Genomic DNA, 20,470 nt, shown 5'->3' with positions numbered 1-20,470 from the left:
GCATTTCCCTTTGACATGCTGCGCCTGCTCGGTATCACCACCCGCAAGGAAACGCGCAGGAGAAATCGGATGACTGTCACTGTCGGGATCAACGGATTTGGCCGCATCGGCCGCTGCACGCTGGCGCATATCGCCGAAAGCGCGCGCAATGATGTGCAGGTGGTCAAGATCAATGCCACCGGCCCGCTCGAGACCTCGGCACACCTTCTGCGCTATGACAGCATCCATGGCCGGTTCCCCGGCGAGGTGAAGGTCGCCAATGGCACCATGGACCTCGGCCGCGGCCCGATGGAGATGTTCTCGACCTATGATCCCTCCGAGCTTGACTGGTCGGGCTGCGACGTGGTGCTGGAATGCACCGGCCAGTTCAACGACGGCGCCAAGGCCGAGGTCCACAAGAAGCGCGGCGCGAAATCGGTGCTGATCTCGGCGCCGGCCAAGAACGTGCAGAAGACCGTGGTCTACGGCGTCAACCACCGCGACCTGATCCCCGGCGACACGATGATCTCGAACGGGTCCTGCACCACCAATTGCCTGGCGCCGCTGGCCAAGGTGCTGGACGAGGCGATCGGCATCGAGCGCGGCATCATGACCACGATCCACAGCTACACCGGCGACCAGCCGACGCTGGACCGCCGCCACAAGGACCTCTACCGCGCCCGCGCTGCCGCCATGGCGATGATCCCGACCTCGACCGGCGCGGCCAAGGCGCTTGGCGAAGTGCTGCCCAACCTCAAGGGCAAGCTCGACGGCACCGCGATGCGGGTGCCGACGCCGAATGTCTCGGCCGTCGACCTGACCTTCGAGGCCGGCAAGGATGTCACCGTCGAAGACGTCAACGAGATCGTCCGCGAGGCCGCTGCCGGCCACATGGGCGCGGTGCTGGGCTATGACCCCGAGCCCAAGGTGAGCATCGATTTCAACCACACGCCGCAAAGCTCGATCTTTGCCCCCGACCAGACCAAGGTTGTCGGCGGCCGCACCGTACGGGTGCTGGCCTGGTACGACAACGAATGGGGCTTTTCGGTGCGCATGGCCGATGTCGCCGCCGCCATGGGCCGGCTGCTGCACTGATTTTCCCTCAGCACGACTGATGACGCCCGCCGGTTGCTCCGGCGGGCTTTTTCATGCGTGGGTGCCGGGGTCAGGGCGGAAACCCGGCGGTGAACCAAAGTTATAGCCGGTGATTTTGCCTCTTTGGGTGATGTCTCATGAAACTGTCACACGGCAGTGTCAGGGCAGTGTCAGACCCCATCCGCAGGACGCCCCATGCCGCATGCCCTCCTTTCGCCGACCAGAGCCTTTCGCACCTGCGACCCTCTGCAGCTGGCGCTGCGCTGGGTGCTGATCGCCAGCACCCTCGCCGCCCTTGTCACCGAGGACGATGGCAGCGCGCATATGCTGGCCGGGGCCACCCTCGGGCTCTGCCTGATCCTGCGGCTGCTCTGGGGGCTGGTGGGACCGCACAGCGCGTCGTTGGCGGCGCTCTGGCCCGGGCGCGACGAGATCCGCCTCCAGATCGCCGACCTGATGCAGAGTGAGAAGCGCTACGACCTCGGACCCTCGCCCATCGGCGCGGCCATGAGCCTTGTCCTGCTGGCAACGCTGGCCCTGTTGGTGCTCAGCGGTGCGGCGATGGCGATGAGCGCGCAGACGACGCTGGAGCCGCTGCACGAGGCCCTGACGCTGGTGTTCGCCGTCACGCTCGCCGCCTATATGGCCGGTCTCCTCTGGGCCAGCCTGCACTACCGGGTCAACCTGGTTTGGGCGGTGCTGAGCGGTGTCAAACCCCTGCCCGATGACCTATACTGGGACAATGGCCCTGACCTCGACCCAACGGCCGCGCACCCTCGCGCTGGCAATCCTGGCGCAAATCCTTAGCGTCGGGTATTTCGTCGGCGATATCCTCTACGACGCCTGGACCGAAGGCTGGCGCGCGCCCGGAGAGGCCGATTTCATCCCCGAGGCGCTGATCACCCTGACGCTGGTTCTGGCGATCTTCTTCCAGCTGCGTTACCTGCGCATGTTGCTGCAGAGCCAGAGCGCGCTTCAACGCCAGGTCAGCATTGCCGCCGGAGAATTGCACGAGGTCATGGAGCGCCATTTCGAGGCCTGGGCGCTGACCCCGGCGGAACGTGACGTGGCGCTCTTCACCCTCAAGGGGCTGACCATCCCCGAGATCGCCGGCCATCGTGGCTCGGCCGAGGGAACGGTCAAATCGCAGCTCAACGCGATCTATCGCAAGGCCGGTGTGGCCGGTCGCGGCGCGCTGCTCAGTCTGCTGATCGAAGACCTGATGCAGGCGCCGCTTCTCAATGGCGCGGGGGCGCCGGAGGTCACTGCCCCAGAGCAATACCTTCCCGACGCGGGTCCGCCCCGCCAGACAGGGTCTCGCCCAGCGAAATCGCATGCAGGCCTGACGTGAGCCCGCGGGCACTGACCTCGAAACCCAGCTCTTCAAGCGCGGTGGTCAGATTGGCCGCGGTGGTGCCCTCTTCGACGTCATAGGTGCCGAAGCGGTTGACCAGATGCGGCATGGCCACCGCCTGCTGCACGTCCATCCCCCAGTCGAGCACCGCGATGATCGATTGCGCCACGTAGCCGATGATCCGGCTGCCGCCAGGGCTGCCGGTCACCAGCACCGGCGCACCGTCCTTGAGCACGATGGTCGGCGACATCGACGAGCGCGGCCGCTTGCCCGGCGCCACCCGGTTGGCAATCGGCATGCCGTCGGAATGGGTGCGGAAGGAGAAGTCGGTCAACTCGTTGTTGAGCAGGAAGCCCCGCACGAAGAGTCGTGAGCCGAAGCCGTTTTCGATGGTGGTGGTCATCGACAGCGCATTGCCCATGCTGTCGACGATCGAGATATGCGAGGTCGAGGGCAGCTCGAGGCTCTCGTCATCGGCCCAAAGCAGCGCGTGGTCATATTCCGGCGTGCCGGGGCTGACCTCTGGCAGGGCATCGTCGCCCGACAGCAGCTTGGAGCGTTCCTCCAGATACGGCGCGGCGACCAGCCCGCCCACCGGCACCGGCACGAAATCGCTGTCGGCCATGTAGCGGCCACGGTCGGCAAAGGCCAAACGCGAGGCATCGCCGATCAGCCGCCAGGCCTCTGCCGACTCGGCGCCAAGCGCGGCCAGGTCGTAATGCTCCAGCATCCCGAGGATCTGCCCGACGGTCAGCGCGCCGGACGACGGCGGCCCCATGCCGCAGACCTCATGCGCGCGGTAGGGCACGCAGACCGCCGGCCGCTCCTTGACCTGATAGAGCGCCAAGTCGGTGGTCGAAAGCACCCCGGGGTTGCCCTCGGCATTGCGCACGGTGGCGACGATGTCCTCGGCCACGGGCCCGGTGTAGAAGGCATCCGCCCCGCCCTCGGCGATCCGGCGCAGGGTGTCGGCATAGGCGTTGTTGAACAGGATGTTGCCTTCGACCAGCGGGCGGCCTTCGGGCATGAAATATTCGGCCGTGTCCGGGAAGCGGCCCAGCCGGTCGGCATCGGCGGCGATCAGCTCGGCCAGCCGCGGCGAGACCGGGAAACCTTCGGTGGCATACACGATGGCCTGCCCGAAGAGGTCCCCCCAGTTGGCCTTGCCCCAGCGGCGATGCGCCACCTCCATCAGCCGCGGCGTGCCCGGCGTGCCGACCGAGAGCCCGCCGACCACCGCATCGAAGAAGCCCAGCGGCTCGCCCTCGGCGGTCTGGAACAGCCGCGGCGTGGCGGCCAGCGGCGCGGTCTCGCGGCCGTCGAGCGTGGTGATCTGGCCGCTCTGGCCGTCATACCAGACGAGGAAGGAACCGCCGCCGAGGCCCGAGGATTGCGGCTCGACCAGCCCCAGAACCGCCTGCACCGCCACCATGGCATCCGCTGCCGTGCCGCCATTGGCCAGAACCTCTGCCCCGGCCTCGACCGCCAGCGGGTTGGCGGCCACCACCATCCAGTCCTGCGCCGTGACCGGCTGGCCGGCGGACTTGGCCTCCATCGCGGCCCGGGCCTCGGCCGAGAGGCTCTCGAAGGCGGTGGAAACCTCGACCTCGGCCTCTGGGGCGACGTCGTCGGTGGCCTGCCGGGCCAGAGCCGGCAGCGCGGCAAGGGAGGCAAGCGCCAGGGCGCCGATAAAATCTCTCATGACGGTATCCTCGAAGCGATCAAATATACCTGAGAGGGTGCCACCGATCCGCTGATGCGCCTAGTGCCAAATTTGCCGGTTGCCCCGTGCGTCACCTTGCGGCAGGCTGACCGCAAAGCGGAGCCGGTCGCCATGACAAACCGAATTGCCCTCTATCTGGGACTGTCCATTCTGGTCGCCATCGGGGCGACCTATGCCTTGACCGGCACCGAGAACTTTCTGTTTCTGGCCAAGAAATTCCTGACGCTGCTGGATTGGGTCGCCTTCTGGCGCTGAGGCCGGCGTTGACTCTGGAGGCCAAATGAGTTTGTTAGCGTTAACGGAAACCGGAATCGTCGGGCGGCCCCGTCTGCCCTGCCACTTTGCGCGAAGCTAGGAGATTATCATGGCTGTTAAAGTTGCCATCAACGGATTTGGACGCATCGGCCGCAACGTTCTGCGCGCCATCATCGAAAGCGGCCGGACCGACATCGAAGTCGTGGCCATCAACGATCTGGGCCCGGTCGAAACCAATGCGCACCTGCTGCAATTCGACAGCGTGCACGGCCGTTTCCCGGCCGAGGTGACCACCGGTGACGACTGGATCGACGTCGGCCGCGGCAAGATGCGCGTCTCCGCCGAGCGCAACCCTGCCGACCTGCCCTGGAAAGACGTCGATGTCGTGCTGGAATGCACCGGCATCTTCACCTCGAAAGAGGCCTGCCAGGCGCATCTCGACAATGGTTCCTCGCGGGTGCTGATTTCGGCGCCGGGCAAGGATGCCGACAAGACCATCGTCTATGGCGTCAACCACGACACGCTGACCGGCGACGACCTGATCGTCTCGAACGCGTCCTGCACCACCAACTGTCTCTCGCCGGTGGCCAAGGTGCTGAACGACGAGATCGGCATCAAACGCGGCTTCATGACCACGATCCACAGCTACACCGGCGACCAGCCGACGCTGGACACGATGCACAAGGACCTCTACCGCGCCCGCGCCGCGGCGCTGTCGATGATCCCGACCTCGACCGGTGCCGCCAAGGCCGTGGGTCTGGTGCTGCCCGAGCTCAACGGCAAGCTCGACGGCGTGGCGATCCGGGTTCCGACGCCCAACGTCTCGGTTGTCGACCTGACCTTCGAGGCCGCGCGCGAGACCTCGGTCGAAGAGATCAACAACGCGATCCGCGCGGCGGCAGACGGCCCGCTGAAAGGCATCCTCGGCTATACCGACAAGCCGCTGGTGTCGTCGGATTTCAACCACGACCCGCATTCCTCGGTGTTCCATTGCGACCAGACCAAGGTCATGGAAGGCACCATGGTGCGGATCCTGAGCTGGTATGACAACGAATGGGGCTTCTCCAACCGCATGGCCGATACCGCCGTTGCGATGGGCAAGCTGATCTGAGGCTGACACCTGTCGAGTGAGGAACCGCCCCCGCAGGTCGCCTGCGGGGGCGGTTTCGTTTTGAGAGATGAGCCGCGCCATCACCGGGCCGCGGGGCGGCGGCCTGCGGCCTTGTTCCGCGCCGGGGCGTCAGACCTAGGGCACAAGACGCGCCATCGACGGGCCGCGGTGCGGCGAGCCAACTTTGGGTCTGCGCATTTTATCCCGGCCACTGGCGCGCATTGAATGAGTGATGCGCTGACGTTTAACCAATCGTCGTGCCGGGGGGCGCATCGGCAATGGCCCGCCGGCCTGCGGCCTTGATCCCGCGCCTGAACCGAACCAGCCGGATTTTCCCTTGCAGACCAACGCCCTGCCCCGTGCACCTGATGCATAGCGGCAATGCAGCCCCGGCGATTGTTCCGTTGGCAATACCCCCCATATCCCTCCTGTAACCGGCGCAGAGACGCGCCAGACAGATCAAACCAAGGAACGTCACATGACACAGAACATCACCACCCTGCGCGCCCGCGTCCAGAAACACCTGGCCTACCGTCGCACTGCCAGTGAACTCCGCAACCTGCCGCGCGAGATTGCCGAAGACCTGAACATCGACCGGTTCGATGCAGATCGGATCGCGGCGCGGGCGGTCTATGGCGCCTGATGCGTCACACCGCAGCCTGAAAGACCCCGCGCCCCGGCCACCCTGGGGCGTTTTTATTTGGAAAAGCGCTCGGTCAGGGCGTCATGCACCGCCGGTGTGACGAACTTGCTCACGTCACCGCCCAGCCGCGCGATTTCCTTGACCAGCTTCGAGGCAATCGCCTGATGCCGCGCCTCGGCCATCAGAAAGACCGTCTCGATGGAATCGTCGAGCGCCCGGTTCATCCCGACCATCTGGAATTCATATTCGAAATCCGCCACCGCCCGCAGGCCGCGCACGATCACCGCGGCGCCGACATCGCGGGCGCAGTCGATCAGCAGGTTCTCGAAGGGATGCACCACGATCTCGACGCCAGTCTGCTCGGACAACACGGCGCATTCGCGCTCGATCATCGCCACCCGCTCTTCGAGCGTGAACAAGGGGCCCTTGTCGCGGTTGATCGCGACGCCGATGACCAGCCGATCGACCAGAACGGTCGCGCGGCGGATGATGTCGATATGGCCTTCGGTGATCGGGTCGAAGGTGCCGGGATAAAGGCCGATGCGCATGGAAGGTCCGCCGTTCGGGTCGTGTCACTGGGCGGATGAATGCCGCGCCGGATGGCGCAAAGTCAACCGCATCCTCGGATCGCGTCGCGATCTTGGACCTAATGCCCCATGATCATGCCTTCCAGCGCGTCCTTCTCCATCGCCAGTTCCGACAGCCGCGCCTTGACGACGTCGCCCAGCGTGATCAGCCCGACCAGCGCCCCGCCCTCGACCACCGGCATGTGGCGGAAGCGGCCTTCGGTCATCCGGGCCAGCACGTTGTCGGCCTGTTCGTCGCGGGTGGTGGTCTCGAGATTGCTGGTCATGTGATCCTCGACCTTGTCTGACAGGCAGGCGGGGCCGTTCTTGGCCAGCTCGCGCACCACGTCGCGTTCCGACAGGATGCCCGACGCGGTCTTGCCGCCGTCATCCGAGATGATCACCGTCCCGATGCGCTTTTCGGCGAGGATGGCCACGGCCTCCGAGACCAGGGTGCCCGGAGACACGGTGAAGACCGTCGTATCTGCCTTGGACTTGAGAATTTGCTGGACCAGCATCACGTGCTCCTTGCCTTGCGTGTTCCCCTCAGCTTTCCCCCAAGGCCTTCTTCTGTCAAGCAATCCTAAAGACTTATTCTGCCAGAGCCTCGAGCCGGGCCACTTCGTCGCGCATTTCCGCCACCAGCGCGGCGGCAAAGCGGTTCATCCGGTCGAGCCGCCGGTCGTCGGCATGGCGCACCAGGTAGAAGGCGCGGGTCAGCGAGATCTCGTGGTCGAGCACCTTGCGCAACTCTGGCGCGAAGGGCAGCGCAAAGTCATGCACGATCCCGACCCCGCCACCCTGGCGCAGCCAGTTGAGCTGCACCGAGACCGAGTTCGACGCCAGGTGCACTTGGTCGAGCCCCAGTTCCGACAGGTAGTCGAGTTCGCGATCGAAGATCATGTCCGCGATATAGCCGACGATCCGGTGCTGCGAGAGGTCTGCGGGCGTGCGGATCGGCGGCCGCTCGGCAAGGTACTCTTCAGAGGCGGCGATATGCAGGCGGTAGTCGGCGATCTTCTGAACACTGAGCCGCCCGGCCGTGGGTGGGCTGACCGAGATCGCGAGGTCCGCCTCGCGCTTGGACAGGTTGACCACGCGTGGCTGGCTGAGGATCTGGATCTCGAGCTCTGGGTTGTCGCGCGACAGCGCGGCGCAGACCCGCGGCAGCAGGAAGTTGGCACACCCGTCCGGCGCGCCGATGCGGATCTGTCCGGTCAGACCTTCGGCCGCCCCCGCCAAAGCCTCCACGGCCCCTTGCGTGGCCTGTTCGGCCTGCTCCGCATGCGGCAGCAGCCTCTGGCCGGCATCGGTCAGCGCATAGCCCTGCGGCGACTTGGCAAAGAGCGGCTGGCCCAGCCGCTGCTCGAGCCGCGCCACCCGGCGGCCGACCGTGGCCGGATCGATCTTGAGCGCGCGACCCGCTGCTGACAGGCTTTCCTGCCGCGCCACCGCCAGGAAAACGCGGAAATCATCCCAGGGATCCATGCATTCACCCTTTGCATTATTGCAAAACACCTTTGACACATTGCCGCTACCCATGGCGAATTTGCAAGACTAAGCTGCGCGCAACGAACCCCGAGGAGGATCCCATGAACGTGATCAAGAATTACATCAACGGCGAGATGGTCGAGAGCAGCTCGTCGCGCACCGCCGACGTGATGAACCCCGCCACCGGCGAAGTTCAGGCCCAGGTCAAGCTCTCCAGCAAGGCCGAGCTCGACGAAGCGGTGGCAAAGGCCGCCGAAGCGCAGAAAGGCTGGGGCGCCACCAACCCGCAGCGCCGCGCCCGGGTGATGATGAAATTCGGCCAGCTGATCAACGAGCACATGGACGAACTGGCCGAGCTGGTCTCGAAGGAACACGGCAAGACCCTGCCCGACGCCAAGGGCGACGTGCAGCGCGGGCTCGAGGTGATCGAGGTTTGCATGGGCGCGCCGCACATGCTCAAGGGCGAGCACACCAATGACGGCGGCCCCGGCATCGACCTCTATTCCATGCGCCAGCCGCTGGGCGTGGTGGCCGGCATCACGCCGTTCAACTTCCCGGCGATGATCCCGCTGTGGAAGATGGGCCCGGCGCTGTCCTCTGGCAACGCGATGATCCTCAAGCCGTCCGAGCGCGTCCCCTCGACCGCGCTGCGCCTTGCGGAACTGCTGAAAGAGGCCGGCCTGCCCGATGGCGTGCTGCAGGTGGTCAACGGTGACAAGGAAGTCGTGGACGCGATCCTCGACAACGACACCATCGCCGCGGTGGGCTTTGTCGGCTCGACCCCGATCGCCCAGTACATCTACGGCCGCGCCTGCACCAACGGCAAGCGGGCGCAGTGCTTCGGCGGCGCCAAGAACCACATGATCATCATGCCCGACGCCGATCTCGACAAGGCCGCCGATGCGCTGGTCGGTGCCGGTTACGGCGCTGCGGGCGAACGCTGCATGGCGATCTCGGTCGCGGTCCCCGTCGGCAAGGAAACCGCCGACGCGCTGATCGAAAAGCTGGTGCCGCGGGTCGAGAAGCTCAAGGTCGGGCCTTATACCGCCGGCGACGACGTCGATTTCGGCCCGGTGATCACCGCCCAAGCGAAAGACCGGATCAACGGCCTGGTCGACAGCGGTGTCGATCAGGGCGCGACGCTCGCCGTCGACGGCCGCGGCTTCAGCTTGCAGGGCTATGAGGATGGGTTCTTCGTCGGCCCGTCGCTCTTTGACAACGTCACCCCGGACATGGATATCTACAAGGAAGAGATCTTCGGCCCGGTTCTCTCGACAGTCCGCGCCGAGACATACGAGGATGCGCTGAACCTGATCATCGACAACGACTACGGCAACGGCACGGCGATCTACACCGCCGACGGCGACACCGCGCGCGACTTTGCCCACCGGGTCAACGTCGGCATGGTCGGCATCAACTTCCCGATCCCGGTGCCGCTCAGCTATCACACCTTCGGCGGCTGGAAGAAATCGGCCTTCGGCGATCTCAACCAGTACGGTCCTGATGCCTTCCGCTTCTACACCAAGACCAAGACCGTCACGGCGCGCTGGTTCTCGGGGATCAAGGAAGGCGGAGAATTCAACTTCAAGGCGATGGATTGATCCAAGCCATTTATTAAAATTCACGGGAGGGGCGGCTTGCAAGCCGCCCCTCTTGCATTTCCACCATCTTTCCCCGGCGGTTTGTATTTTCCGCGGAATTTAATTGCCGCTCCACGAGAAATACCGTTAAAGTCGGTTTACTGCTCACTCCAACTGCCGGTTAACCCAGACGTTTTCAATGGGCATTGCTGATTGTGCGAAAGCGCTCTGCGTTTTCCCCTGCCCCTGTCTGCATCAATCCCGTCCAGGTGACCCACTGGCGAGCTCGGGGAACGGTAATGAGTTACACGTATGCTTTTGACGAGACCGAGCGCTTGTTTCTGTTGCGCTTGCAGGGGCGGGTCACCGCCTCCGGAATGGCCGAGATGATGACCGCCCTGGCGGAAGAGCCGCGGCGCCGGCCCGATCAGGACGTGTTCTGCGACCTGTCAGGCCTTGAAAGCCTCGATCTGAGCTTCACCCAGGTGATGAGCACCACCCGCTCGCGCGCCAGCTTCTACGAACAAAGCACCGCCGCGCGTGTCGCCGTCTGGGCGCCGGGTGACGTCGCCTTTGGCATGGCGCGGATGTACCTGACGATGCTGCAGGGCTATGACGGCATCACCGCCGATGTCTTTCGCCAGCGCGCCGACGCCGCCGCGCATCTCGGGCGGGGCGAGGATCAGCTGCACATTCCCTGACGCCAACCGCGCGTTCAGATTGCGCCCCGGCGGCGGGTTGTGGCAGGCTCGGATCGATCGCATCAGCCGGCGGAAGGGATCGCAGCCATGGCCACACCCGATTTCACCATCGGCATCGAAGAGGAATACCTGCTGGTCGACCGCGACAGCCTGGCGCTGGTCGAGGTGCCCGACGCGCTGATGGCCGATTGCAAGCAGGCGCTGGCCGATCAGGTCAGCCCCGAGTACCTGCAATGCCAGATCGAAATCGGCACCGGCGTCTGCAGGACCGTGGGCGAGGCCCGCGAGGACCTGAGCCACCTGCGCCGGACGATTGCCGACTGCGCCGCGAAATACAACGCCGCGCCGATTGCCGCCTCCTGCCATCCCTTCGCCGACTGGAAGACCCAGCATCACACCGACAAGGAGCGCTATCACCAGCTGCGGCAGGACCTGGGCGGCGTGGTGCGGCGGATGCTGATCTGCGGCATGCATGTGCATGTCGGACTCGACGACAACGCCTTGCGCGCCGACCTGATGCGCCAGATCAGCTACTTCCTGCCGCATCTGCTGGCGCTTTCGACCTCCTCGCCTTTCTGGCAGGGCGAGGATACCGGGCTCAGCTCCTACCGGCTGACGATCTTCGACAACCTGCCGCGCACCGGCCTCCCGCCGCAGTTGTCGTCCTGGGATGAATACGAACGCTCGGTCAAGGCGCTGGTCGACCTCGGGCTGATCGAGGACAGCACCAAGATCTGGTGGGACCTGCGCCCGAGCCACCGCTTCCCCACGCTCGAAACCCGGATCTGCGATGTCTGCCCGCGGATGGAGGACACGCTGGCGCTGGCGGCAGTGATCCAGTGCCTGCACCGCATGCTCTGGCGGCTGCGCACCCGCAACCAGCGCTGGCGGATCTACGACCGCTTCCTGATCTCGGAGAACCGCTGGCGGGCGCAGCGTTACGGCATCGAGGAAGGGCTGATCGACTTCGGCCGGGGCGAGATCGTGCCGATGGCCGAGCTGACCGAAGAGCTGATCGACCTGCTGGCCGAGGATGCCGAGGCGCTGGACTGCACCAGGGAGGTGGCGCATATGCGCACCATCCTCGACCGCGGCACCTCGTCGATCCGGCAGCGCGCGGTCAAGGCCGCGGCCGAGGCGGCGGGCGCCGACCGCGATGCGCAGATGCGCGCGGTTGTCAGCCACCTGATCGAGGAGTATCAGGCCGACCTGTGAAGGAAACCGAGCTCTACCCGCATGTGAAGGCGCTGCTGGAATCGCAGGGCTATGCCGTCAAGGCCGAGATCGGGCCTGCCGATGTCGTGGCCCTGCGCGCGGGCGACGACGACCCGGTGATCGTCGAGCTGAAAACCGGCTTTGCCCTGACCCTGTTTCACCAGGCGGTGGCGCGGCAGTCGATCACCGATTTCGTCTATATCGCCGTGCCGCGGCTCACCGGCAAACGCTTCCTGCGCGCGCTCAAGGAGAACAAGGCGCTCTGCCGGCGGCTGGGTCTGGGGCTGATCACCGTGCGGCTGAGCGATGGCCATACCGAGATCCACCTCGACCCCGCGCCCTTCGTGCCGCGCCGGGTCAAGACCCGCAAGACCCGGCTGTTGCGCGAATTTGCCCGCCGCGAGGGCGATCCGAATCTCGGCGGCGCCGCCCGCACCGGGCCGCTGGTCACCGCCTATCGGCAGGATGCGGTCAAGATCGCCGTGCATCTGCAAAGCCATGGCCCCTCGAAAGGCGCCGACGTGCGCGCCGCCACCGGCGTCGCCACCGCCACGCAGATCATGGCCGCCGATCATTACGGCTGGTTCGAGCGGGTCAGCCGGGGCGTCTATCAGCTTACCCCCCAAGGGCAGAAGGCCCTCTGAGGTCGCCTCGACAGCGTGCCGGCACCGCAGTCTTGGCCGACTGCTCACGATCGCCGTGTCGATAGCCGGGCAGAGCCGCCTGCCCGGCCCTCCCGATCCCGTCAGTACGGAACAGCCCTCTGTGGCACAAATCTCTGCTTGCAAATCGCCCCCTCTTGCCGATAATTGAACAGGCATTCAATTCACGGCAAGGGGGAGCGCCGCGACATGGACTTTGCACTCACCGAGGAACAGACCGCCATCTTCGACATGGCACACGCCTTCGGGCAGGAGCACATCGCTCCGCACGCCCGCCAATGGGAAGCGGACGGCACCATTCCCAAGGAGCTCTGGCCGCAGATCGGCGAGCTGGGCTTTGGCGGGCTCTACGTGTCGGAAGACAGCGGCGGCTCCGGCCTGTCGCGGCTCGATGCAACGCTGGTGTTCGAGGCGCTCAGCATGGCCTGCCCGTCGGTGGCGGCCTTCCTGTCGATCCACAACATGTGCGTTAAGATGATCGACACCTTCGGCTCCGACGCGCTCAAGGCCCGGGTCCTGCCCAAGGCGCTGTCGATGGAGACCGTCTTCTCCTATTGCCTGACCGAGCCCGGCTCCGGCTCTGACGCGGCGGCGCTGAAGACCCGCGCGACCAAGACCAACGAGGGCTATCGCCTCACCGGCACCAAGGCCTTCATCTCCGGCGGCGGCTATTCCGACGCCTATATCGTCATGTGCCGCACCGGCGATGACAGCCCGCGCGGCATCTCGGCGATGATCGTCGAGGACGGCGCCGAAGGGCTCAGCTTTGGCGGGCTCGAGGACAAGATGGGCTGGAAGAGCCAGCCCACCCGGCAGGTGCAGCTCGACGAGTGCCTTGTCCCGGCCGAGAACCTGCTGGGCGAGGAAGGCCAGGGCTTCAAATACGCCATGGCCGGGCTCGACGGCGGGCGGCTCAATATCTCGGCGTGTTCGCTGGGCGCGGCGCAGACCGGTCTGAACCTGACGCTCGACTACATGGGCGAGCGCAAGGCCTTCGGCCAGTCGATCGACCAGTTCCAGGCGCTGCAGTTCCGCCTCGCCGACATGGAGATCGCGCTGCAGGCCGCGCGGGTGTTCCTGCGGCAATCGGCCTGGAAGCTCGACACCGGCGCGCATGACGCCACGCCGTTCTGCGCCATGGCCAAGAAGTTCGTCACCGAGACCGGCAGCAATGTTGTCGACCAGTGCCTGCAGCTGCACGGCGGCTATGGCTATCTTGCCGACTATGGCATCGAAAAGCTTGTGCGTGACCTCAGGGTGCACCAGATCCTCGAAGGCACCAACGAGATCATGCGCGTGATCGTGGCCCGCAACCTGCTGAAGAACCGATGAGCGACATTTCCATCCGCAAGGCCGGGCGCACCGGCCGCATCACCCTCACCCGCCCCGGCGCGCTCAATGCGCTGACCTACGAGATGTGCCTGGCGATCGACGCCGCGCTCGAGGACTGGGCCGAGGATCCCGACGTCGCCATGCTGGTGATCGACGCCGAGGGCGAAAAGGCCTTCTGCGCCGGCGGCGACATTGCCGAGATGTATGCCACCGGGCGGCGCGGCGATTTCGACTATGGCCGCCGCTTCTGGCGTGACGAATACCGAATGAACGCCCGGCTGTTCGAATTCCCCAAGCCGGTGGCGAGCTTCATGCAGGGGTTCACCATGGGCGGCGGCGTCGGCGTCGGCTGCCACGGCTCGCACCGGGTGGTCGGTGACAGCTCGCGCATGGCGATGCCGGAATGCGGTATCGGTCTGGTGCCGGACGTTGGTGGCAGCCTGATCCTCGCCCGTGCCCCCGGGCGCTTGGGCGAATACCTGGGCCTCACCGGCGCGCGCATGGGCCCCGGCGATGCACTTTACGCGGGCTTTGCCGATTACTACATCCCCGAGGCCGATTGGCCGGCGCTGATTGCGCGTCTGGAAGAGACCGGCGACTGGACCCTGATCGACGCCGCTGCGCGCCCTGCGCCCGACAGCCCGCTCAAGGCACAGCAGGCCGAGATCGACGACCATTTCGGCGGCGAGACCCTGCTCGACGTACTGAATGCCCTCGAGGCCGGTGACGGCGAATTCGTCACCGGGGCGCGCAAGCTGCTCAGCCGCAACAGCCCGCTGGCGATGGGCGCGACGCTGGAGATGATCCACCGGCTGCGCGGCCCCGGCGGCACCATCCGCCGCGCGCTCGAGACCGAATACCGCTTTACCGCGCGCGCCATGGAGCATGGCGACTTTCTCGAAGGCATCCGCGCGGCGATCATCGACAAGGACAAATCCCCGACGTGGAGCGACGATCTGCGCGGGCTGAAACCGGCCCGGGTCAGCGCGATGCTGCGGCCGCTGGGCGACGACGGGCTGACATTCGAGGAGGATGCGCAATGAAGATCGGATTCATAGGCTTGGGCAACATGGGCGGACCGATGGCCGCCAACCTGGCCAAGGCCGGCCACGAGGTGACCGGCTTCGACACCGCCGGTGTCGAGATCGAGGGCGTGGCCAAGGCCGGCTCTGCCGCCGAGGCTGCCAAGGGCGCCCAGGTGGTCATCACCATGCTGCCCAACGGCCAGATCCTGCGCGCTGTGGCGGATGACATCATTCCGGCGATGGAAAAAGGCGCGGTCTTTCTCGATTGCTCGACCGTCGACGTCGAAAGCGCCCGCGCCGTGGCCGAACAGGCCCAGGCCGTCGGCCTCGAGCCGCTGGATGCGCCGGTGTCGGGCGGCGTCACCGGCGCGGCCGCCGGCACGCTGACCTTCATGGTCGGCGGCTCGGACATGGGCTTTGCCGCGGTCAAGGATCTGTTCGACGTCATGGGCCAGAAGGCCGTGCTCTGCGGGCCTTCCGGCAATGGCCAGGCAGCGAAGATCTGCAACAACATGATCCTCGGCGTGACCATGATTGCCACCTGCGAGGCCTTTGCCCTCGCCGACAAGTTGGGCCTCGACCGGCAGGCGATGTTCGACGTGGTCTCGACCTCGTCGGGCTACAGCTGGTCGATGAACGCCTATTGCCCGGCGCCGGGCGTCGGCCCGAAAAGCCCCGCCGACAACGACTACAAGCCGGGCTTTGCCGCCGAGCTGATGCTCAAGGACCTGCGTCTGGCGCAACAGGCCGCCGAGGCCGCCGATGCCGACACCCCGTTGGGCCAGGCCGCGCGCGATCTCTACGCTGCCTTCGTCGAAAACGAGGACGGCAAGGGCCGGGATTTCTCGGCCATGCTGCCGCGCTTCGAGGCGCGCCACCGCAGCTAGGCGGGCGCTCGGCGAAAACACGCCGCCAAATCCCGCGCGCCGGAACATGCACCTCCGGCGCGCGTTGCCTTGTCAGGTAACAGACGAGGCTCCCATGCACCGCACCATCACACCGCTCATTCTCGCGGCCGCGCTCGGCCTTCCCGCCGCCGCCAGCGCCGCTCCGTTCCAGTTCGCCCCCACCGCCACGCTCACCGAGACCGCGCCCAACGCGCTGTTGGTCGAGGTGAAGGACAAGAAGGACAAGGGCGCCAAGAAGGCCAAGAAAGCCGCCAAGAAGAAAGCCAAGGCTCACAAGAAGGCGCGCAAGGCGGTCGAGAAGGCTGCCAAGAAAGAGGCCAAGTCCGAGGGCAAGGCCAAGGTCAAGATCAAGTCCGACGACGACAAGTCCAAGGTGAAAGTCGAGGTCAAGGACGGCAAGGACAAGGCAAAGATCGAGATCGACGGCACCACCGCCGCCCTCGCCGCACTTGCAGCCCCGCTGGCCGCGCTCGGCACCGCCGGTCTGGCCGACATCCTGATTGACTGCCCGCCGGGCCTGGCGAAAAAGGCCGTGCCCTGCGTGCCGCCGGGCCAGGTCGACCGCCAGGCGACCGCCCAGGAATGGACCTCGCGCGACGAAGAAGAACTGCGCGTCGCCCTGACCGAGAGCCAGCGCATTATCGACACCCGCTACCAGGAAGAAGAGCTGGAGCTGGTGACCCTGCCCGAGTTCGACCCGGATGCCACCACCGAGGCGCGGATTGTCGAGGAAACCGAGACCGCGCGGATCATCGAAGACACCGACAGCGACAGCGACAGCGACGACGAAAGCCGGCTGATCAACGAACGCATCCTTGGTCTGACCCAGAACGACATCATCGCGCTCTTCGATCTCGACCCGGCGCCCGCCGGCGCGAAATACGTGGTGATCGACGGCCGCCCGGTGCTGCTCGACGAGGAAAACTACGTCCGCGTCCGCTCGCTGCGCCATCTCGATGACGTCGACCTGTTCGAGGTGGAGGCCGACGACCTGACCGCTGCCATCGGCCACAACGAGCTGCTCGAGATCTACGACCTGCCCGATCCCGGTACCGAGCGCTACTACTCCATGGTCGACGGCGAGGTTCTGCTGCTGCCAGCCGAAGGCTACGAGCTGCTGCAGCTGTTGCGAGTCGTGGCGCTGGCGCCCTCGCTGGCCATTGCTCAGGCCGGGTGACATGGGCCGCCTCACCCTGTCCCTCGCGGCGGCGATCACCTTCGCCGCCGCCCTGCCCGCCGCTGCCGAGTGCCGGATCAGCATCGGCAAATGCGTGACCGCCAGGGTCATCGCACCGGAAAAGCCGGTCGAGCGGTTCCAGCAGGCCCGCGTCAGCCCGCCGCTTTTCGAGGTCGGTGACATCCTGCCGGACGAGTATTACGTGATGATCAATACCCGCCGCTACGGCCTGCCCCCGGTCACCGACGGCACGCTGTATTTCCGCGTCGACCGGCGGGTCTACCTCGCCGACAGCGCCAGCCGCGAGATCCTCGCCGACGTCACCCACATGACCAACCGCGCGTTCTGAGCGGCATCTGCCACCCACACCAACGCGTCCTGGACCCCGCTCCGGGACCTCCACGCCAATGGCCAGCGTCTGCGTGAACCATGAGGTCCCGGGTCAAGCCCGGGACGCGGCGCGCTTTCCGACCAACACCCGCCACCCAAACCAACGCGTCCTGGACCCCGATCCGGGACCTCTCCACCAGGGCCGCGCCGGCGTGAACCATGAGGGCCCGGGTCAAGCCCGGGACGCGTCGTACTTTCCGACTAACGTCCACTACCCACACCAACGCGTCTCGGACCCCGATCCGGGACCTAAACTTCTAGGGACTGCGCCAGCGTTGACCACGAGGTCCCGGGTCAAGCCCGGGACGTCGAAGCACCAAGCCTGACCGACGCCAAGCCTACTCGGCGGCCACCTTGCGCTGCTTCAGCATCGGCGCGAGGTAGTGGCCGGTGTGGCTCGCCTTGACCTTGGCCACCTTCTCGGGCGTGCCGGTGGCGACGATCTTGCCACCGCCGTCGCCGCCCTCGGGGCCGATGTCGATGATCCAGTCGGCGGTCTTGATAACGTCGAGATTGTGCTCGATCACCACCACGGTATTGCCACCCTCGACCAGCTCGTGCAGCACCTCGAGCAGCTTGCGCACGTCCTCGAAATGCAGGCCGGTGGTCGGCTCGTCGAGGATGTAGAGCGTGCGCCCGGTCGAGCGCTTCGCCAATTCCTTCGACAGCTTCACCCGCTGCGCCTCACCCCCGGACAGCGTCGTCGCCTGCTGGCCGACCTTGATGTAGCCGAGCCCCACGCGCATCAGAGCATCCATCTTGTCGCGGATCGAGGGCACCGCCTTGAAGAACTCCTGCGCCTCTTCAACCGTCATATCAAGAACGTCGGCTATGCTCTTGCCTTTGAACTTGATTTCCAGAGTTTCGCGATTGTAGCGCGCGCCCTTGCAGGTCTCGCATTCGACATAGACGTCGGGCAGGAAGTGCATTTCGATCTTGATGACGCCATCACCCTGGCAGGCCTCGCAGCGGCCGCCCTTGACGTTGAAGCTGAAGCGCCCGGGCTTGTAGCCGCGCGCCTTTGACTCGGGCAGACCGGCAAACCAGTCGCGGATCGGGGTGAAGGCGCCGGTGTAAGTCGCTGGATTGGAACGCGGAGTCCGCCCGATGGGCCGCTGGTCGATGTCGATCACCTTGTCCAGATGTTCCAGCCCCTTGATCGTCTCGCAGGGCGCAGGTGTCTGGCGCGCGCCGTTCAGTCGCATCGAGGCGGTCTTGAACAGGGTCTCGATGGTCAGCGTCGACTTGCCGCCGCCCGACACGCCCGACACGCAGACGAACTTGCCCAGCGGGAACTCGGCGGTGACCTTGCGCAGGTTGTTGCCCGTGGCCTTCACCACGGTCACCGACTTGCCATTGCCTTCGCGCCGCTCGGAGGGCACCGCGATTTCGCGCTGGCCGGAAAGATACTGGCCTGTCAGGGACTTGGGGTCGGAGGCGACATGTTCCGGCGTGCCGTGGCTCACCACCTGGCCGCCATGTACCCCGGCGCCGGGGCCGATGTCGAAGACGTAATCCGCCTCGCGGATCGCCTCTTCGTCATGTTCCACCACGATCACCGTATTGCCCTGGTCACGCAGGTTCTTGAGCGTGCCGAGCAGCCGGTCGTTGTCGCGTTGGTGCAAGCCGATCGAAGGCTCGTCGAGCACGTAGAGCACTCCGGTCAGGCCGGAGCCGATCTGCGAGGCCAGCCGGATTCGCTGACTCTCGCCACCGGACAGCGTGCCTGCATTGCGGCTCAGCGTCAGGTACTCGAGGCCGACGTTGTTGAGAAAGCCCAGCCGCTCGCGGATCTCCTTGAGGATGGCGCGGGCGATCTCGTTCTTCTGCGCGCTCAGATGCTCGGGCACTTCCTTGCACCAGTCAAACGCCTCGCGGATCGACATCTGCACCACCTGGCCGATGTGCAGCAGCTTCTCGGGGTCCTCCGCAGGGCCGATCTTGACCGCCAGCGCCTCGTCGCGCAGGCGATAGCCGCCGCAGGCGTGACATGAACGGTTGTTCTGGTAGCGTTCGAATTCCTCGCGGATCCAGTTGCTGTCGGTCTCGCGGTAGCGCCGTTCCATGTTGGGAATGACGCCTTCAAAGACGCGGGAAATCTGGTAGACCCGCCCGCCTTCGTCATAGCGGAACTCGATCTCCTCGTCGCCGGAACCGTGCAGGAACACCTGCTGGATGTACTTCGGCAGGTCTTTCCATCGGGTGTTCTTGTCGAACTCGTAATGCTTGGCCAGCGCTTCGATGGTCTGCAGGAAATACGGGCTCTTGCCCTTGCGCCAGGGCGCCAGCGCGCCGTCGTAGATCTTCAGCGTGGCGTCTGGAACCACGAGGCGTTCGTCAAAGAACAGCTCCATCCCCAACCCGTCACACTCCGGGCAGGCGCCGAAGGGCGCGTTGAAGGAAAACAGCCGCGGTTCGATCTCGGGGATGGTGAAACCACTGACCGGGCAGGCAAAATTCTCGGAAAAGGTCAGCCGTTCCGGCTCGCCCTCGTCGTCGCGCGGGGCAGTTTCAAGAATGGCGATGCCGTCGGCCAGGTCCAGCGCGGTGCGGAAACTGTCGGCCAGCCGCGTCTCCAGCCCCTCGCGCACCACGATCCGGTCGACCACCACGTCGATGTCATGGCGATACTTCTTGTCCAGCGTCGGCGGCTCGTCCAGCTCGTAGAAGGCACCATCCACCTTGACCCGCTGAAACCCCTGCTTGCGCAACTCGAGGAATTCCTTGCGGTATTCGCCCTTGCGGTCGCGGATGATCGGCGCCAGCAGATAGCCGCGCGTGCCTTCCTCGAGGCCCATCACCCGGTCGACCATGTCCTGCACCTGCTGCGCCTCGATCGGCTTGCCGGTGGCGGGCGAATAGGGCGTGCCGGCGCGGGCAAAGAGCAGCCGCATGTAGTCGTAGATCTCGGTCACCGTGCCGACGGTGGAGCGCGGGTTCTTCGACGTGGTCTTCTGCTCGATCGAGATCGCCGGGCTCAGGCCGGTGATGTGATCGACGTCGGGCTTTTCCATCATGTCGAGGAACTGCCGCGCATAGGCCGACAGGCTCTCGACATAGCGCCGCTGCCCTTCGGCATAGATCGTGTCAAAGGCCAGCGAGGACTTGCCCGAGCCCGACAGCCCGGTGATCACCACAAGCTGATCGCGCGGGATATCGACGTCGATGCCCTTGAGATTGTGCTCGCGCGCGCCGCGCACCTCGATGTGTTTCAGTTCCGGCATTCCAGGCCCCCTTCGGCAGTGGTTAACACATAGGGGATG

20 protein-coding genes are annotated in these 20,470 nt (G+C 65.6%); 15 read left to right on the top strand and 5 right to left on the bottom strand.

Annotation, left to right across the window (positions count from 1 at the left end; translation table 11 throughout):
- The first annotated feature begins 69 nt into the window (after positions 1–69).
- The 3 genes from gap (ACN0SE_RS07905) (at position 70) to ACN0SE_RS07895 (ending at position 2,425) form a co-directional block, all read left to right on the top strand.
- Entirely contained in the window at positions 70–1,074 is a 1,005-nt protein-coding gene (gene gap / locus ACN0SE_RS07905) for a type I glyceraldehyde-3-phosphate dehydrogenase (protein ID WP_417523970.1), read from the top strand.
- A gap of 195 nt (positions 1,075–1,269) precedes the next feature.
- Positions 1,270–1,881, top strand: a complete 612-nt coding sequence (locus ACN0SE_RS07900) for a cytochrome b/b6 domain-containing protein (protein ID WP_417523969.1) — start codon at positions 1,270–1,272, stop codon at positions 1,879–1,881.
- On the top strand, positions 1,817–2,425 hold the full coding sequence (locus ACN0SE_RS07895) for a helix-turn-helix transcriptional regulator (protein WP_417523968.1): 609 nt from the start codon (positions 1,817–1,819) through the stop codon (positions 2,423–2,425). Before ACN0SE_RS07900 ends, ACN0SE_RS07895 begins: the two co-directional genes overlap by 65 nt.
- Here ACN0SE_RS07895 and ggt read toward each other — a convergent pair.
- Positions 2,337–4,130 (bottom strand): gamma-glutamyltransferase, encoded by a 1,794-nt coding sequence (gene ggt, locus ACN0SE_RS07890; RefSeq protein ID WP_417523967.1) that lies wholly within the window; start codon positions 4,128–4,130, stop codon positions 2,337–2,339. The genes ACN0SE_RS07895 and ggt overlap by 89 nt on opposite strands.
- 132 nt (positions 4,131–4,262) lie before the next feature.
- Between ggt and ACN0SE_RS07885 the strand changes: the two genes are divergently transcribed.
- The 3 genes from ACN0SE_RS07885 (at position 4,263) to ACN0SE_RS07875 (ending at position 6,160) form a co-directional block, all read left to right on the top strand.
- Positions 4,263–4,406, top strand: coding sequence for a hypothetical protein (locus tag ACN0SE_RS07885; RefSeq protein ID WP_417523966.1), 144 nt, complete (start codon positions 4,263–4,265; stop codon positions 4,404–4,406).
- A 109-nt stretch (positions 4,407–4,515) separates the two neighbouring features.
- Entirely contained in the window at positions 4,516–5,517 is a 1,002-nt protein-coding gene (gene gap / locus ACN0SE_RS07880; RefSeq protein WP_417523965.1) for a type I glyceraldehyde-3-phosphate dehydrogenase, read from the top strand.
- Positions 5,518–5,995: 478 nt separating this feature from the next.
- Positions 5,996–6,160: a hypothetical protein gene (locus ACN0SE_RS07875; protein WP_417523964.1), complete on the top strand. Its 165-nt coding sequence runs from the start codon at positions 5,996–5,998 to the stop codon at positions 6,158–6,160.
- Between the two features lie 53 nt (positions 6,161–6,213).
- Here ACN0SE_RS07875 and coaD read toward each other — a convergent pair whose 3' ends face one another.
- The 3 genes from coaD to ACN0SE_RS07860 form a co-directional block, all read right to left on the bottom strand.
- The gene (coaD, locus tag ACN0SE_RS07870; protein ID WP_417523963.1) at positions 6,214–6,708 is read right to left on the bottom strand and encodes a pantetheine-phosphate adenylyltransferase; all 495 of its coding nucleotides are present in this window, start codon (positions 6,706–6,708) and stop codon (positions 6,214–6,216) included.
- A 98-nt stretch (positions 6,709–6,806) separates the two neighbouring features.
- A complete protein-coding gene (locus tag ACN0SE_RS07865) occupies positions 6,807–7,244 on the bottom strand; it encodes a CBS domain-containing protein (protein ID WP_417523962.1) in 438 nt (145 codons plus the stop codon).
- A 73-nt stretch (positions 7,245–7,317) separates the two neighbouring features.
- Positions 7,318–8,214 (bottom strand): LysR family transcriptional regulator, encoded by an 897-nt coding sequence (locus ACN0SE_RS07860; protein ID WP_417523961.1) that lies wholly within the window; start codon positions 8,212–8,214, stop codon positions 7,318–7,320.
- 104 nt (positions 8,215–8,318) lie between these two features.
- Here ACN0SE_RS07860 and ACN0SE_RS07855 point away from each other — a divergent pair, with 104 nt between their 5' ends.
- From ACN0SE_RS07855 to ACN0SE_RS07815, 9 genes are all read left to right on the top strand, one after another.
- Complete coding sequence (locus ACN0SE_RS07855) at positions 8,319–9,818, top strand: CoA-acylating methylmalonate-semialdehyde dehydrogenase (RefSeq protein WP_417523960.1); 1,500 nt, start codon at positions 8,319–8,321, stop codon at positions 9,816–9,818.
- A 278-nt stretch (positions 9,819–10,096) separates the two neighbouring features.
- A complete protein-coding gene (locus tag ACN0SE_RS07850; RefSeq protein WP_417523959.1) occupies positions 10,097–10,498 on the top strand; it encodes a hypothetical protein in 402 nt (133 codons plus the stop codon).
- Between the two features lie 87 nt (positions 10,499–10,585).
- Entirely contained in the window at positions 10,586–11,713 is a 1,128-nt protein-coding gene (locus tag ACN0SE_RS07845; protein WP_417523958.1) for a carboxylate-amine ligase, read from the top strand.
- Positions 11,710–12,357 (top strand): DUF2161 domain-containing phosphodiesterase, encoded by a 648-nt coding sequence (locus tag ACN0SE_RS07840; protein ID WP_417523957.1) that lies wholly within the window; start codon positions 11,710–11,712, stop codon positions 12,355–12,357. Before ACN0SE_RS07845 ends, ACN0SE_RS07840 begins: the two co-directional genes overlap by 4 nt.
- A 207-nt stretch (positions 12,358–12,564) precedes the next feature.
- Complete coding sequence (locus tag ACN0SE_RS07835) at positions 12,565–13,707, top strand: acyl-CoA dehydrogenase family protein (protein WP_417523956.1); 1,143 nt, start codon at positions 12,565–12,567, stop codon at positions 13,705–13,707.
- Positions 13,704–14,750: an enoyl-CoA hydratase/isomerase family protein gene (locus tag ACN0SE_RS07830; RefSeq protein WP_417523955.1), complete on the top strand. Its 1,047-nt coding sequence runs from the start codon at positions 13,704–13,706 to the stop codon at positions 14,748–14,750. Before ACN0SE_RS07835 ends, ACN0SE_RS07830 begins: the two co-directional genes overlap by 4 nt.
- On the top strand, positions 14,747–15,619 hold the full coding sequence (gene mmsB, locus ACN0SE_RS07825) for a 3-hydroxyisobutyrate dehydrogenase (protein WP_417523954.1): 873 nt from the start codon (positions 14,747–14,749) through the stop codon (positions 15,617–15,619). The genes ACN0SE_RS07830 and mmsB overlap by 4 nt, the downstream gene beginning before the upstream one ends.
- Before the next feature lie 94 nt (positions 15,620–15,713).
- Positions 15,714–16,817, top strand: coding sequence for a hypothetical protein (locus ACN0SE_RS07820; RefSeq protein WP_417523953.1), 1,104 nt, complete (start codon positions 15,714–15,716; stop codon positions 16,815–16,817).
- A gap of 1 nt (position 16,818) precedes the next feature.
- On the top strand, positions 16,819–17,166 hold the full coding sequence (locus tag ACN0SE_RS07815; RefSeq protein WP_417523952.1) for a hypothetical protein: 348 nt from the start codon (positions 16,819–16,821) through the stop codon (positions 17,164–17,166).
- A gap of 379 nt (positions 17,167–17,545) precedes the next feature.
- On the opposite strand, the gene uvrA is transcribed toward ACN0SE_RS07815, so the two are convergent.
- Positions 17,546–20,431 carry an excinuclease ABC subunit UvrA gene (uvrA, locus tag ACN0SE_RS07810; protein WP_417523951.1) on the bottom strand — a complete coding sequence of 962 codons (2,886 nt, stop codon included), beginning with the start codon at positions 20,429–20,431 and terminating at the stop codon, positions 17,546–17,548.
- Positions 20,432–20,470 lie beyond the last annotated feature (39 nt).

This window comes from Marinovum sp. (genome assembly GCF_048263515.1).
In the GTDB taxonomy this organism is placed as follows: Bacteria; Pseudomonadota; Alphaproteobacteria; order Rhodobacterales; family Rhodobacteraceae; genus Marinovum.
This window is presented reverse-complemented; position numbering and strand designations above follow the sequence as displayed.